Here is a 14,493-nt window from a genome sequence, read left to right on the forward strand (position 1 = left end):
TATGTCTCCTGTTATCTTTCTTACGCCTTAAGGCTGATTGATTTCTTCTCGCATCATTCGGTCATTCTGGTAGGCAAACCTTGCACGAGGCTTGCCGCAAGTCAAAATGTTCTGCCAAATGTCCACGCTGCATGGACATTAACGCCGGTTTCGTAACGAACTGGTCTTAAAAGTTTGGTAGAATCCCCGCGAAGTTGTAGAACAATGTTGATTTTGCTGACATCTCGGCCACATTCACGGCGAATTCCGTGTTTTTTGCCGTTATCTGCAAGTCACCCCCAGGCGCATGCATCGACACTCCAACCACGCGAGACTGAATCCTTCCTCCGGCCAGGCAACTCGCGGTCTGCGTTTGCTGGCGTTGGTTGCATGCGTGGTGGGTCTGGCAGGTTGTGCCGCTACAAATCAAAAGTCAACCGCCCATACGTCCGAGATCGATCCCTACGAAACGGAATGGGTAGCCACCACCGATGATCCCATCGGCGTGCTGGTAAGCCAGAAATTCAAGCGTGAACGCCAGAAGACCCATTCGGGCGTCAACAGCGACAACGCCTTGGTCAGCGAAGCCCTGAACCACCTGGGCATCCGCTACCGCTTCGGCGGCAATTCCCCCGATACCGGATTCGATTGCAGCGGCCTGGTCACCTACACGGCCGAACGTTCGCTGGGCCTGAAGCTGCCCCGCAACGCCGCCGAAATGGCGCAACAAGGCGTCTCGGTCGCCAAGAACGAACTCAAGGCCGGCGACCTGGTCTTCTTCAACACGCTGGGCCGCCGCTATTCGCACGTGGGCATCTACCTGGGCGATGACCGCTTCGTGCACTCGCCCAGCGCCGGCGGCGTGGTCCGCGTCGAAAACATGACCATGGCCTATTGGTCCAAGCGCTACAACGGCGCGCGCCGCCTGGACAACAGCCTGATGGCGTCCGCCCGCGCAGCCAACTGACACCTTTCCAGGATAGCCGCCAGGCTCTCCTCGCCACAAGCAAAACGCCGCCGGACTTTCCAGTCCGGCGGCGTTTTTCATCTCTCTTCGCGGCCCAGGGGCCGCAGGCCGTTTCGGCCTCCCCAGTTTTTTGTTTGGCGGCGGCAGACCGCGCTGTCAGTGCACCGAGCCCGAACGCGGGCACAGGCCGCATTGCTGCAGGGCCTGTTGCATGCTGCACACCGAACGCCGACAAGCCACGACGCGGATGCCGCCGCGTTGCGCGGCGTTGCGGAAGGTTTTCATGACGTTGTGGCCCAGGAAGTCGGTCAGCAGGATGACCAGCTGGGTGCCCGAGGGCAGTTGCAACGTCTTCTTTTGATGCGAGGGATCACGGCCGCTGATGTGGTGCGTGATCGAAATATTGTGTCCTTTGAGCAGATCCGGGATGTTGCCGAGGCGGTCGGCGCCCACTACCACTGCACTTAATCCTGCCGTCATGATGAACCTCACTGGGTCGTTGAGACTGGATGTAATGATAATGATTCCTATTTTTTAGTCAACTCAAATGAGATCAGTTCTTATTTAATTATTTTTATGAGCCTATCAAAGGGGATAGCGCGGACCGCGACGCACCAAGAAAAAAGGCGCGCCGCCCAATGGCGCCGCGCCTTCAGTCCGCAGGGAACCGGGCTGCTACTTGGGCGTGCCCTGCACCGCCTCGGTTACCACCGCGCGGGTCAGCGAAGGCGCCAGCATTTCCAGGAAGGTGTAGACGTAGTCGCGCAGAAACACCCCTGCTTTCACGCCCACCCGGGTCGTATGCGTGCCGAACAGATGGCCCACGGGCAGGCCCACCAGATTGCCGTCGCGGCGCGGATCGTAGGCCACGCCCGCGATGATGCCGATGCCCAGGCCCACGTCTACGTAGGTCTTGATGACGTCGGCGTCGATGGCCTCCAGCACGATGTCCGGATGGATGCCCTGGTTGGCGAAGATTTCGTCTATGGTGCTGCGGCCGGTGAAGGCGCGGTCATAGGTGACGATGGGAAACTCGGCCAATTGCGCCAGCGACAGGCGCTTGGCGGCGCTGGAGGTCAATTCGGCCAGGGGATGATCCGGACGCACCACCACGGTGTGTTCCCAGGCATATACCGGCAAGGTTGCCAGGCCGGGCGTCAAGGCCAGCGATTCCGTCGCCAAGGCCAGGTCGGCCTGCTCGTGCAGCACCATTTCGGCCAGTTGCGCGGGGCTGCCTTCGGCCAGCGAGAGGTGCACCTTGGGAAATTGCTTGCGGAACGCGGGAATCACGCGCGGTAGCAGGTAGCGCGCCTGGGTGTGGGTGCAGGCAATGACCAGGCCGCCCTCGTCGCGGCGTGCGAATTCGTCGCTGACCTTCTTCAGGTTGTCGACTTCTCGCATGATGCGGTCGATGACCTGCGACACCGCCAGGCCGGGCTTGGTCAGTCCCTTGATGCGCTTGCCGTGCCGTTCGAAGATCTTGATGCCCAGTTCGTCCTCGAACTCGATGATCGCCTTGGAGACGCCGGGCTGTGAGGTGTAGAGCATCCGGGCGGCTTCGGTCAGGTTGAAGTCGCGCCGGATGGTTTCACGCACAAAACGAAATTGCTGCAGGTTCATGAATTGGCCCCTGATAGACGGGCCAATTATAAGTAATAAGGACACCTCGTTATATAACTTATTTATATAAGCTTACATGCGAGGCGTCCCCACTTCAGCGCATCGAGATCGTGGTGTTCACGCTCTTGGCATGGGCCGACCAGCGCGCAGTGACGGTCTTGGTCTGCGTCCAGAACTGCACCGCCTGCTTGCCGTTGGGGCCCAGGTCGCCCAGCTTGGAACCACGCGAACCGGTGAAGCTGAACCACGCCACCGGCACGGGGATCGGCACGTTGATGCCGACCTGGCCGACGTCGATGTTGTTCTGGAAGTAGCGCGCCGCGCCGCCATCCTGGGTGAACAACGCCACGCCGTTGCCGTTGGGGTTGCGGTTGATGAACGCCACCGCGTCCTCCAGCGTTTCCACGCCTACCACGCACAGGACCGGTCCGAAGATTTCCTCGGTGTAGATGGTCATGTTTTCGGTGACGCCGTCGAAAATCGTCGGGCCCACGAAGTTGCCCTGCTCGAAGCCGGCGACCTTCAGGCTGCGGCCGTCCAGCAGCAGCTTGGCGCCTTCGTCCACGCCCTTCTGGATCAAGCTTTCGACGCGCTTCTTGGCGTTGGGCGAAACCAGGGGGCCGAGGTCCGCTTCGCGGTCCATGCCGGAATTGACCTTGAGCTTCTTGGAGCGCTCGACGAAGTCGGGCAGCCAGTTGCGGGCTTCGCCCACCAGCACGGCCACGGACGAGGCCATGCAGCGCTGGCCGGCCGCGCCGAAGGCGGCGCCCACCAGCTGGTTCAGCGCGACCTCGGGATCGGCGTCCGGCAGGATCACGCAGTGGTTCTTGGCGCCCATCATGGACTGGCAGCGCTTGCCGGCGGCCGAGGCGCGGTTGTAGATCTCGGTGCCGACGCGGGTCGAGCCGATGAACGAGACCGCCTTGATGTCCGGGTGTTCGCACAGGCCGTTGGCGGTTTCCGGGCCGCCATGCACCACGTTCAGCACGCCAGGCGGCAGGCCGGCTTCCAGCGCCAGCTGCGCCAGGAACAGCGAGGAGGTCGGGTCCTGCTCGGAGGGCTTGAGGATGAAGGTGTTGCCGCAGGCCACGGCGATCGGGAACATGAAGCAAGGCAGCATGACCGGGAAATTGAACGCGGTGATGCCCGCACACACGCCCAGCGGCTGGATCAGCGTGTAGACGTCGATGCCGGACGCGGCATTTTCGGCGTACTCGCCCAGTTGCAGGTTGGCGATGGAGCAGGCGTGCTCCACGACTTCCAGGCCGCGGCCGACTTCGCCCTCGGCGTCCGGCAGGGTCTTGCCGTGCTCGCGGGTGATCATTTCGGCCAGCTTGCCGGAGTTGGCGCGCAGCAGTTCCTGGAACTTCAGCATGACGCGCATGCGAGCGCCCTGCCCGCTGTTGCGCCAGGTCTTGAAAGCCTCCTTGGCGTTGGAGATGGCCAGGTCCAGTTCTTCGCGCGTGGCGAAGGGCACCTTGGCGACGACCTCCTGGGTAGCGGGATTGATCACGTCCCGCCATTCGGTGGTTTTGGACTGCACGAGCTTGCCGCCGATCAATAGCGGAACGCGGGGGACTTCACTCATTTGATGCTCCTCACACTGCGTAGTCGATGCGGATGGAATCCGCGTCATGGATCTTCAGGCGCGCCGGCGGCCATGGCCTGCCGGCGCCCCAGGGTTTACTTCTTGACCAGCGGGCAGCTCGAATCCGCCAGGGGCTGGAAGGCCTCGGCGGCCGGGATGGTGGCCACCAGCTTGGAATAGTCCCAGCCGCCCTTGGACTCTGCCGGCTTTTTCACTTCATACAGGTACATGTCGTGGATCACGCGGCCATCGGGACGGATGGACGCGTTGCGCATGATCGGATCCTCGATGGGCAGCGCGCGCATCTTGTCGGCCACCACCTTGCCGTCGGTGCTGCCGGAAGCCGCGACCGAACGCAGGTAGTGCCGCACGCTGGAGTAAACGCCGGCCTGCGTCATGGTGGGCTTCAGGCCGCGGAAGGCCTTCTCGAAGCGCGTGGACCACTGGCGCGTGGCGTCGTCGTAGTCCCAGTAGAAGCCGTCCACGTACGACAGGCCCTGGGCGCTTTCCAGGCCCAGCGCGCGCAGGTCGGACAGGAAGATCAGCAGCGACACCAGACGCTGGCCGCCGGCCACGATGCCGAATTCACGCGCCTGCTTGACCGCGTTGACCGTGTCCTGGCCGCCGTTGGCCAGCGCCACGACCTGGGCCTTGGAAGCCTGCGCCTGCAGCAGGTAGGAGGCGAAGTCCGGCGCGTTCAGGGGATGGCGCACGCTGCCTGTCACCGTGCCGCCCAGCGCCTGCACGGCCTTGGCGGTATCGGCTTCCAGCGAGTGCCCGAAGGCGTAGTCCACGGTAATGAAGTACCAGGACTTGCCGCCGGCCCTCACCGTGGCCTTGGCACCGCCGGCGGATTGCGAATAGGTGTCGAACATCCAGTGGAAGCCCACGGGTGAGCATTCCTTGTTGGTCAGCGCCGTGGTCGCGGGACCGGAGAACATCACCACCTTGTTCTTTTCGCGCGCGATGCCCTGCACCGCCAGCGCCACCGCCGAGTTGGTCAAGTCGGCGATGGCGGTAACGCCGTCGCGGTCGAACCATTCGCGCGCCTTGGCCGCGCCCACGTCGGCCTTGTTCTGGTTGTCCGCGGACACCAGCTCGATCTTCATGCCCTTGCATTCCGCCGCCAGGCAGTCGTCGATCGCCAGTTGCGCCGCCGCCACCGAACCTGGTCCCCCCATGCCGGCGTAGGTGCCAGACATGTCCGTCAGAATGCCGATCTTCACTGGCGGCTTGTCCGCCGCCTGAGCCTGGCCGACCAATGCGGCGCCCAGACACAAGCCTACGGCCAGCCCGCGTGCGTGCAATTTCATGGATTTGTCTCCTGAGTTTTATGCGTTATGGCGCCGTCTGCGCGGCCTGCGGTCCCAGGGCTTGAGCCCCGGAGAGCCTGTCGTCAGGCTCTGAGCCCGCCGACCCAGTGTAGATGTGTGAAAATCAACAAGCAACACTAGAAATGCACATTCCTTGTGCATTCATGCACAAGTGGAATTTAGCCGGCGGCGCGCTGCGCGGCCGGCCCGGGAGAGGCGGAAAGTGCTTGATTGGGACAGCCTGAGATATTTTCTTGAAGTCGCCCGCACCCAGCGGGTCAGCGCCGCCGCACGCAAGCTCGGGGTCGAACACACCACGGTGTCGCGGCGCATCCGCGCACTGGAAGCCGAGCTGGACACGCTGCTGTTCGAGAAGTCGCGCAGCGCGGGCTTCGTGCTGACCGAGGACGGCCAGCGCCTGTTCGTCCATGCCGAGCAGATGGAAAGCACCGTGCACTCCGCCCGTGAAAACCTGTCGGGCATCGGCCAGGCGCTGTCGGGCCATTTGCGCATCGGCGCCACCGAGGGCTTCGGCAGCTATGTGCTGACGCCGCTGGCGGCGGACTTCCAGCGCCGCTACCCGCACATCACCCTGGACATCCTGCCGGTGCCGCGCTTCGTCAGCCTGTCCAAGCGCGAGGCCGATCTGGCCATCACCATCGAGCGCCCCCAGCGCGGCCCCTATGTGTGCAGCAAGCTGTGCGACTACACGCTGCGCCTGTACGGCACGCCCGGCTATCTGGCCCGCCATCCGCCGATCAGGGAGCGCGCGGACCTGGCCGAGCACACCTTCATCGGCTACGTCGACGAACTGCTGTTCAGCGAGCGGCTGCGCTATCTGGAAGACCTGCTGCCCGCCAGCAAGGTGGTGTTGCGCAGCACCAGCGTGGTGGCGCAATACCACGCCGCGTTGCAGGGCCAGTCGCTGGCGATCCTGCCCTGCTTCATCGCCGCGCAGGATCCGCGGCTGACACCGGTGCTGGCGGATGAGGTCGAGATCACGCGCTCGTTCTGGATGTACTGCCATGAAGACCTGCGCAAGCTCAAGCGCGTGACGGCCCTATGGGATTTCATCCGCAAGTCGGTGCTGAAGAACGCCGACCTGCTGGCCGGCAAGGGCGGCACGATGAAGTACCTGCCCTGAAAACGCCGCGGCCCGCTCTGGGCGGGCCGCAAGGCGTCGGATCTGGTGGCGTCAAGCGCTGTTCTTGGGCGCCTTCACGCGCAGGCGCCGCATCAGCAGGAAGACCGTCAGCGCCGCCACCGCGGCGTGGATCGCCCACACGCCCAGGCCGAAGCTGAGCTTGCCGTTGGAGATCCAGGCGCGCGACAGGTTGATCAGGTTCATGTACAGCAGGCCCACCAGGCCGGCGATGAGCAGGTCGCCCGATCGACCCAGGCGCGGATTGACGGCGCCCAGGGGAATCGCCAGCAGCGCCAGGTTCAGCGCGGCCAATGGCAGCGAGATGCGCCACATGACTTGCGACCAGCTGCTGTTAGTGTTGTCGGCGATCAGTTGGGGCGTGGTGCGCGCCTTGGCCGAGCGCTCCGCATTGGCGCGCGCTTCCGCCACGGGATCGCCGCCCGACTTGCTTTCCAGGCGCAGGCCGTACTTATCGAAGTGCACCAGGCGGATCTCGGGGGTGCCCGGCTTCAGGTCGTAGCGATGGCCTTCGCCCAGCACCAGGAAGCGGTCGCCGTTGGGCATGGTTTCGCTGTGCGCCTTGCTTGCGGTCAGCACGCTGAGCCATTCGGGGCCGTTTTCGCGCGCGAACACATTGCCCAGTTCATCGCTGGGCGTAAGGGGATCTTCGGCGAAGAACACGCGGTTGCCGCCGGACGATTCCGCGAACTGGCCTGCCGTGACCTTGGACAGGTCGGACCGCTGCTCGAAGCGTTCGTGGTATTCACCGATCTGGCGGTACGCCCAGGGCGCCGCCACCAGCGTCAAGCCCGCCACCGCCAGCGCCACGGGGATGGCGACGCGCAGCACCGGGCGGAGCCAATCGGCCAGCGACAGGCCGCTGGCGAACCACACCACCATTTCGGATTCACGGTAATTGCGCGTGACGGTGGTCAGGACCGCGATGAAGACGGAGACCGCGAGGATGGTCGGCAAGGCGGTAATGGTCGACAGCGCGGCCAGCACCACCACGACGTCGGCTCCGATGTTGCCGCCAGCGGCTTCACCGAGCAGGCGCACGAGCAGCACGCTGAGCCACACGATGAGCAACGTGGAAAAGACAACGCCAGCGTGACTGGTGATCTCGCTGACGACAGAGCGTTTGAATAGAGACATGGGAGAATATGCGGGATAATCGACCGCATTCTACACAGACGTACACGGGAAACCCTCATGGAATTTAGCACACAGACCACTGCTTCCCTGCACCAAGTCAAAACCGCCGCCCTGGCTGTCGGGGTGTATGCCGAAGGCGTGTTGAGCCCCGCCGCCGACCTCATCGACCGCGCCTCCAATGGCGCCGTGCGTTCGGTGGTCAAGGCCGAGTTCCGCGGCCGCGCCGGCTCCACGCTGACCCTGCGCAACCTGCCCGGCGTGTCCGCGCAGCGCGTGGTGCTGGTCGGCCTGGGCAAGCAGGAAGAGTATTCGGCCCGCGCCCACGCTTCGGCCGAGCAAGCCTTCGCCGCGGCCTGCGTGTCGGCCCAGTTGACCGAGGGCGTGTCCACGCTGGTCGCCAACCCGATCGCCGACGTGGCCGTCATCGCCCGCGCGCGCAGCGCCGCCATCGCGGCCGGCAGCGCCACCTATCATTACGACGCCAGCTTCGGCAAGCCCGACCGCGACGCCCGCCCCAAGCTCAAGAAGATCGTCCAGGTCGTCGAGCGCGCCGACGCGGCCCAGGCCCAGAAGGGCCTGCGCGAAGGCGGCGCCATCGCCAACGGCATGGACCTGACCCGCACGCTGGGCAACCTGCCCGGCAATATCTGCACGCCGACCTACCTGGGCGAAACCGCCAAGCGCCTGGCCCGCGAATTCAAGTCGCTGAAGGTGGAAGTGCTGGACCGCAAGCAGGTCGAAGCGCTGGGCATGGGCTCGTTCCTGTCGGTCGCGCGCGGCTCCGAGGAAGCGCTGCGCTTCATCGTGCTGCGCCACGCCGGCAACAAGACCGCCAAGAAAGCCGCCAAGGCCGCGCAAGGTCCCATCGTGCTGGTCGGCAAGGGCATCACCTTCGATGCCGGCGGTATCTCGCTCAAGCCCGCCGCCACCATGGACGAAATGAAGTACGACATGTGCGGCGCCGCCAGCGTGCTGGGTTCGTTCCGGGCCCTGGCCGAACTGGAGCTGCCGCTGGACGTGGTCGGCCTGATCCCCGCTTGCGAAAACCTGCCCAGCGGCAAGGCCAACAAGCCGGGCGACGTGGTCACCAGCATGGCCGGCCTGACCATTGAAATCCTGAACACGGACGCGGAAGGCCGCCTGGTGCTGTGCGACGCGTTGACCTACGCCGAACGCTTCAAGCCGTCCGCCGTCATCGACATCGCCACCCTGACCGGCGCTTGCGTGGTGGCCCTGGGCAACGTCAACAGCGGCCTGTTCTCCAAGGACGACGCCCTGGCCGACGCGCTGGCAGCCGCCGGCCGCCAGTCGCTGGACACGGCATGGCGCATGCCGATGGACGACGCCTACCAGGAACAGCTCAAGTCCAACTTCGCCGACCTCGCCAACATCGGCGGCCCGCCGGCGGGCGCGGTCACGGCGGCCTGCTTCCTCTCGCGCTTCGCCACCTCGTACCGCTGGGCCCACCTGGACATCGCCGGCACCGCCTGGCGCGGCGGCAAGGACAAGGGCGCCACCGGCCGCCCCGTGCCGCTGCTGATGCAGTACCTGCTGGACCAGGCTTGAAACCGCAGCAACGGAACCCGGCATGACGCGCATCGACTTCGCCTTCGGCGCGCCCGACCGCTTGCGCACCGCCTGCCAGGTGGTGCGCAAGCGCTACCTGGCCGGGCAGCGGCTGGTGGTGTACTGTAGGGATGGCTCGCGCCTGGCCGCGTTCGATCGCATGCTCTGGGCATTCGATGACACGTCTTTCGTGCCGCACGTGCTGGCCAACGATCCGCTGGCCGCCGAAACGCCGGTGGTCCTCACCGCCGGAGATCCCCAGCAGGCCGCCGCTGCGGCCAGCCAGGGCGGACAGCCCCAGCCGTCCTGGCTGCTGAACCTGGACAGCGACTGCCCTCCCGGCTTCGAGGCTTTCGAGCGCCTGCTTGAAATCGTCTCCGACGACCCCGAGGACAAACAGGCGGCCCGCCAGCGCTGGCGGACCTACCTGACCGCGGGCCACACGCCGCAAAGCCACGACCTCAGCCGCCAGCAGCCGGACGGCTGAGCGCCCCGACCGTACGGCGCGCCATCTCGACATCCGGGAGCCACCCATGCCCTCTCGCCCCGCCGACCACGGCATTCCTACCTTGACCCAACGGGCCGAGCCCTCGCTCTATCCGCCCTCGGCCGAGGACGACGCAGACGCGCCCCTGTTGACCGAACTGGCCGACGACACGGCAGCGGCCCATGACGACGACGCCTTTCCGCTACTGACGGACCTGGCGGACAGCAGCGATACGTCCCTCGATACCGCTATACTGGAAACGCCAGTCCCGGCCTCGCGCGCCGGGCTGCCCGACGCCACGGTGCTGAGCGCCCGTCTGCAAGCTGAAGTCGAGCAGCTGATGCGCGAGGCCCTGGCCCAGGCCATTGAACAAATCCAGGCGCGCATGGACGCGGAACTGCCGCGCATCGTCGCCAGGGTGCTGCAGGATGTCAGGCCGGGTTGACCCGTCTGGAACCTATTTCCCGCCTCTGGTCTAATCCTAGGCAGAACTGGATTCTTCAGGGAACTGTAAGGTATCCTACCCCTCTAAGCCTTCTAGGCAACCATTACTCTGCCGTACACAGGAGTTCTCCATGAACGAATATCGTCCGTCCCCCTTTAACCGTTCCGGCGCCGTAGCCGGCGCGCCGGGCGAGGTCGCGCGCAATCAGGTCTTGCGCAACACCTATTGGCTCCTGGCGCTCTCGCTGATCCCGACCGTGCTGGGCGCTGCCGTGGGCATGTACACCGGCATCAACCGCGTCATGGGCGCCAGCCCCGGACTGTCCGCCATCGTGTTCCTGGTGGGCGCGTTCGGCCTGATGTTCGCGATCGAAAAGAACAAGAACAGCTCGCTGGGCGTGGTCCTGCTGCTGGCCTTCACGTTCTTCATGGGCGTGATGCTGTCGCGCCTGCTGGGCTTCGTCATGGGCATGAGCAACGGCTCGCAGTTGGTCATGACGGCCTTCGGCGGCACCGCGATCGTGTTCGGCACGATGGCCACGCTGGCCACCACCATCAAGCGCGACCTGTCGGGACTGCAGAAATTCCTGTTCATCGGCGCAGTCGTGATCCTGGTGGCGGCCCTGGCCAACATCTTCCTGCAGCTGCCCGCGCTGATGCTAACCATCTCGGTCCTGGCCATCGTCATCTTCTCGGCCTTCATGCTGGTCGACCTGCAGCGCGTGGTCAACGGCGGCGAAACCAACTACGTGTCCGCCACGCTGGCCATCTACCTGGACGTCTATAACGTCTTCTCGAACCTGCTGATGCTGCTGGGCATCTTCGGCGGCAACCGCGAATAATCGCAACGCAGCCAAACCGGCACAAAGGGCCTACATTCACGTGTAGGCCCTTTTTCTTTGCCCGCCGGGCACCTTTCCGCCGGAGCCACGCCATGCCCGATCGCCGCCGCTTCCTCCAGACCGCCGCAGCCAGCGCCCTGATCGGATCCGCTTGGCCGGCCCGCGCGCTCAGCGTGGTGACGCCGATGTGGTCCCGGACCATACCCGTATCCGGCGAGGCGCTGCCCGTCATCGGGCTGGGCACCGCCGACACCTTCAACGTTTCGCCCACGGACAAGGCCGCCATGGCGCCGTTGGCCCAGGTGCTGGACACGCTGCTGCAAAAGGGCGGCAAGCTGATCGACACCGCCCCCAGCTATGGGCAGGCGGAAGCGGTCACCGGCGCGCTGCTGGCCCGCGACGGCGGCCTGCGCGCCAGGACTTTCCTGGCAACCAAGATCAGCACGCAGGGCCATGAATCGGCCATGCGCCAGTTGCGGCAATCGCAGCAGGCGCTAGGCAGCGACAAGCTCGACCTGGTCCAGGTGCACAACCTGATCGACACCGTCAATCAGCTGGCGCTGCTGCGCGAGCTGAAGCAGCAAGGCGTGATCCGCTATGTCGGCATCACCCACTACACCGATCACGCCCATGATGAGCTGACCGAACTGGTGGAACGGGAAAAGCCCGACTTCCTCCAGATCAACCTGTCCGTGGCCGACCGCAACGCCGAAAAAAGGCTATTGCCCGCTTGCCAGACCCATGGCGTCGCGGTGCTGATCAACCGCCCCTTCCAGGACGGCGCGCTGTTCCGCCGGGTCAAGGGCATGACGCTGCCCAAGCTGGCCGCCGAGATCGATTGCGAGTCCTGGCCCCAGGTTTTCCTGAAGTTCATCATCGGCCATCCCGCGGTCACCGCAGTGATCCCCGCGACCTCCAAGCCGGCCAATATGGCGGACAACGCGCAGGCCGGCTTCGGGCGGATGCCGGATGCCGCCATGCGGGAACGCATCGCCGCCCTGCTGGCCTGACGCCATGGCGCCCGCCCCCGGCAGCTTGCCAGGCCGCGCCGCGCAGGCCTTGGGCCTTCCTCGGGAAGAACTGGCGCCGGCGGCCTGCGGCTTCGCGTTTTTCTTCTTCCTGTTCTGCGGCTATTTCATGCTGCGGCCGATCCGCGAGACCATGGGTATCCAGGCTGGCGTCGACCAGTTGCAGTGGCTGTTCACCGCGACCTTCGTCGCCATGCTGGCGGTAGTGCCGCTGTTCGGCTGGCTCTCGGCGCGCGTGCCCCGCGCCATGCTGGTGACCTGGGTCTACGCCGTCTTCGCGCTCAGCATGGCCGCTTTCGCCGCCCTGCTGTATCTGCGGCCCGGCAGCGTCTGGGCCGCGCGCAGCTTCTACGTCTGGCTGTCGGTGTTCAACCTGTTCGTCGTCTCCATCGCCTGGAGCCTGATGGCCGATGTGTTCCGCATGGAATCCGCCAAGCGCTTGTTCGCGCTGATCGCGGCAGGCGCAAGCGCCGGCGGGCTGGCGGGCCCGCTTTTGGGCGGCTTGCTGGCCGGCGCGCTGGGGCCGGCCGGCCTGCTGCTGCTGTCTGCGCTGCTGTTGACCGCCACCTTGCCGCTCAAGCGCTGGCTGCTGCGCTGGCGCGCGGCCAACCGCGAGGACGCGGCGCCGGACGACATGCGACAGCCGATCGAAGGTTCGATCCTGGCAGGCATCTCCCGCATCTTCCAGTCCCCCTATCTGCTGGGAATTTCACTGCTGGTCATCCTGCTGGCCACGCTCAACACCTTTCTCTACATGGAGCAGGCCCGGCTGGTGGCGCATGCCTTTGCCGACACGGCCCAACGCATCCGCGTCTTCAGCGCGCTGGACTTCACGGTGCAGGCCTTGTCGCTGGCGTCGCAGATCTTCATCACCGGCCGCGTCGCCACCCGCCTGGGACTGCGCTTCCTGCTGACCGCCGTGCCACTGACCATGACGGTCGCGTTCCTGGCCTTGGCGGCCTTTCCCGTGTTCGGCGTGCTGGCCGCGGCCATGATCGTGCGCCGCGTCGGCGAGTACGCGCTGATCCGGCCGGGGCGCGAAATGCTGTTCACGGCGGTCCCGCCCGAGGACAAGTACAAGACCAAGAACGTCATCGACACCGTGGTCTACCGTGCGGGCGATGCGGCCAGCGGCTGGGTCAAGGCCGGCGTGGACACGCTGGGCTACGGCGTGGCCCTGGTTGCCGCGCTGGGCGCAATCTGCGCGCTGGCCGCCGCCGCGGTAGGGCATGGCCTGGGGCGGACCGCGGACCGGCGCAACGAGGATAAATCTTAGGTTTTATTGAACATCCATCTCATTTAACCAAACGTATTCCCCAAGCCCCGACCGCACAATGGCGCAGCTCTCAATGCCTGGGGAAACGTCATGAAACGCACCGCCTGTCTTGCCGCCCTGTTGCTCAGCCTGGCCGCGCCCGCCGCGCAGGCTGCCTATCCGGAGCGCGCCATCACGCTGATCGTGCCGGCCGCGGCCGGCGGCAACGCTGATATCACCGCACGCCTGGTGGGCCAGGAAATGAGCCGCCAATTGGGCCAGCCCGTGGTGGTGGAAAACCGCGTCGGCGCGGGCGGCCGCATCGGCACCCAGGCCCTGGCGCGCGCGGCGGCCGACGGCTACACCATCGGCTATGCCCACGTCGGCACCCTGGTGCTGCATCGTTTCCTGTTCAAGCAACAGCTCTATGACCTGGACCGCGACATCGCCGCCATCGGCCTGGTCGCCGAAACGCCCAACGTCATCGTGGTGAATGCGTCCTCGCCCTATCGCGATCTGAAGGGATTCATCGAAGCCAGCCGCGCCCAGCCGCAACGCCTGACGATGACCTCGGCCGACCCGGGCACCACCAGCGAGGTCGGCGTCAAGCTCTTCATCGCCCAGACCGGCGCCGCCGTGCGCCAGATCCCGTACAAGGCGACGGCCGCGCAGCTGTCCGACCTGCTGGGCGGCCACGTCGATTCCATGATGGAAAACCTGCCGCCGCTGATCGGCAACCTGAAGGACGGCCGCCTGCGCGCGCTGGCGGTCACCACCCGGACCCGCGCCGCCTCCAATCCGGACGTGCCCACGGTGGCGGAACAAGGCTATCCCGACTACGAGCAGTCGGCCTGGAGCGCGCTGGTCGCACCCGCCGGCACGCCACCCGAGGTCATCGCGCGGCTGAACGCGGCGATGAACGCGGCGCTGCGCTCGGACAACGTCAGCAAGGAACTGCGCAGCCGCTCCCAGGAACCGCTAGGCGGCACGCCGCAGGACGTACAAAACCAGATACGCAAGGAGCTGCCCAAATGGGAAGGCATCATCAAGGCCGCCGGCACCACGCTGGACTGAGCCGGATCTCGACATCCGCAGGAGCCACCGC

The 14,493-nt window shown here is 65.5% G+C and carries 14 protein-coding genes; 9 read left to right on the forward strand and 5 right to left on the reverse strand.

What is annotated here, in order from left to right; all coding sequences use genetic code 11:
• Positions 1 to 286: 286 nt before the first annotated feature.
• Entirely contained in the window at positions 287 to 946 is a 660-nt protein-coding gene (locus AC3WOB_RS09260; RefSeq protein WP_013392255.1) for a C40 family peptidase, read from the forward strand.
• 156 nt (positions 947 to 1,102) lie between these two features.
• Here AC3WOB_RS09260 and AC3WOB_RS09265 read toward each other — a convergent pair whose 3' ends face one another.
• From AC3WOB_RS09265 to AC3WOB_RS09280, 4 genes are all read right to left on the reverse strand, one after another.
• Positions 1,103 to 1,426 carry a DUF2325 domain-containing protein gene (locus AC3WOB_RS09265; RefSeq protein WP_013392254.1) on the reverse strand — a complete coding sequence of 108 codons (324 nt, stop codon included), beginning with the start codon at positions 1,424 to 1,426 and terminating at the stop codon, positions 1,103 to 1,105.
• A gap of 195 nt (positions 1,427 to 1,621) precedes the next feature.
• Entirely contained in the window at positions 1,622 to 2,566 is a 945-nt protein-coding gene (locus AC3WOB_RS09270) for a CysB family HTH-type transcriptional regulator (protein WP_013392253.1), read from the reverse strand.
• 94 nt (positions 2,567 to 2,660) lie between these two features.
• Positions 2,661 to 4,154 (reverse strand): CoA-acylating methylmalonate-semialdehyde dehydrogenase, encoded by a 1,494-nt coding sequence (locus AC3WOB_RS09275; RefSeq protein ID WP_013392252.1) that lies wholly within the window; start codon positions 4,152 to 4,154, stop codon positions 2,661 to 2,663.
• 95 nt (positions 4,155 to 4,249) lie between these two features.
• On the reverse strand, positions 4,250 to 5,467 hold the full coding sequence (locus AC3WOB_RS09280; RefSeq protein ID WP_013392251.1) for an ABC transporter substrate-binding protein: 1,218 nt from the start codon (positions 5,465 to 5,467) through the stop codon (positions 4,250 to 4,252).
• A 223-nt stretch (positions 5,468 to 5,690) separates the two neighbouring features.
• On the opposite strand from AC3WOB_RS09280, the gene AC3WOB_RS09285 reads away from it, so the two are divergent.
• Positions 5,691 to 6,611 (forward strand): LysR family transcriptional regulator, encoded by a 921-nt coding sequence (locus tag AC3WOB_RS09285; protein WP_492274806.1) that lies wholly within the window; start codon positions 5,691 to 5,693, stop codon positions 6,609 to 6,611.
• 51 nt (positions 6,612 to 6,662) lie between these two features.
• Here the strand turns inward: AC3WOB_RS09285 and lptF are convergent, their stop codons facing one another.
• Positions 6,663 to 7,766: an LPS export ABC transporter permease LptF gene (lptF, locus tag AC3WOB_RS09290; RefSeq protein ID WP_013392249.1), complete on the reverse strand. Its 1,104-nt coding sequence runs from the start codon at positions 7,764 to 7,766 to the stop codon at positions 6,663 to 6,665.
• A 57-nt stretch (positions 7,767 to 7,823) separates the two neighbouring features.
• On the opposite strand from lptF, the gene AC3WOB_RS09295 reads away from it, so the two are divergent.
• The 7 genes from AC3WOB_RS09295 to AC3WOB_RS09325 all read left to right on the forward strand — a co-directional run bounded on the left by AC3WOB_RS09295 (position 7,824) and on the right by AC3WOB_RS09325 (position 14,462).
• Positions 7,824 to 9,332 carry a leucyl aminopeptidase gene (locus AC3WOB_RS09295; protein WP_492274807.1) on the forward strand — a complete coding sequence of 503 codons (1,509 nt, stop codon included), beginning with the start codon at positions 7,824 to 7,826 and terminating at the stop codon, positions 9,330 to 9,332.
• A gap of 22 nt (positions 9,333 to 9,354) precedes the next feature.
• Entirely contained in the window at positions 9,355 to 9,819 is a 465-nt protein-coding gene (locus AC3WOB_RS09300) for a DNA polymerase III subunit chi (protein WP_492274808.1), read from the forward strand.
• 46 nt (positions 9,820 to 9,865) lie between these two features.
• A complete protein-coding gene (locus AC3WOB_RS09305; protein ID WP_013392246.1) occupies positions 9,866 to 10,264 on the forward strand; it encodes a hypothetical protein in 399 nt (132 codons plus the stop codon).
• Positions 10,265 to 10,394: 130 nt separating this feature from the next.
• Positions 10,395 to 11,105, forward strand: coding sequence for a Bax inhibitor-1/YccA family protein (locus tag AC3WOB_RS09310; RefSeq protein ID WP_013392245.1), 711 nt, complete (start codon positions 10,395 to 10,397; stop codon positions 11,103 to 11,105).
• A 92-nt stretch (positions 11,106 to 11,197) separates the two neighbouring features.
• Complete coding sequence (locus tag AC3WOB_RS09315; RefSeq protein WP_492274809.1) at positions 11,198 to 12,115, forward strand: aldo/keto reductase; 918 nt, start codon at positions 11,198 to 11,200, stop codon at positions 12,113 to 12,115.
• A gap of 4 nt (positions 12,116 to 12,119) precedes the next feature.
• Positions 12,120 to 13,409, forward strand: a complete 1,290-nt coding sequence (locus AC3WOB_RS09320) for an NTP/NDP exchange transporter (protein WP_013392243.1) — start codon at positions 12,120 to 12,122, stop codon at positions 13,407 to 13,409.
• A gap of 90 nt (positions 13,410 to 13,499) precedes the next feature.
• Positions 13,500 to 14,462: a Bug family tripartite tricarboxylate transporter substrate binding protein gene (locus AC3WOB_RS09325; RefSeq protein ID WP_013392242.1), complete on the forward strand. Its 963-nt coding sequence runs from the start codon at positions 13,500 to 13,502 to the stop codon at positions 14,460 to 14,462.
• Positions 14,463 to 14,493: the final 31 nt, after the last annotated feature.

The organism is Achromobacter sp. FW305-C-30-7, from assembly GCF_058783105.1.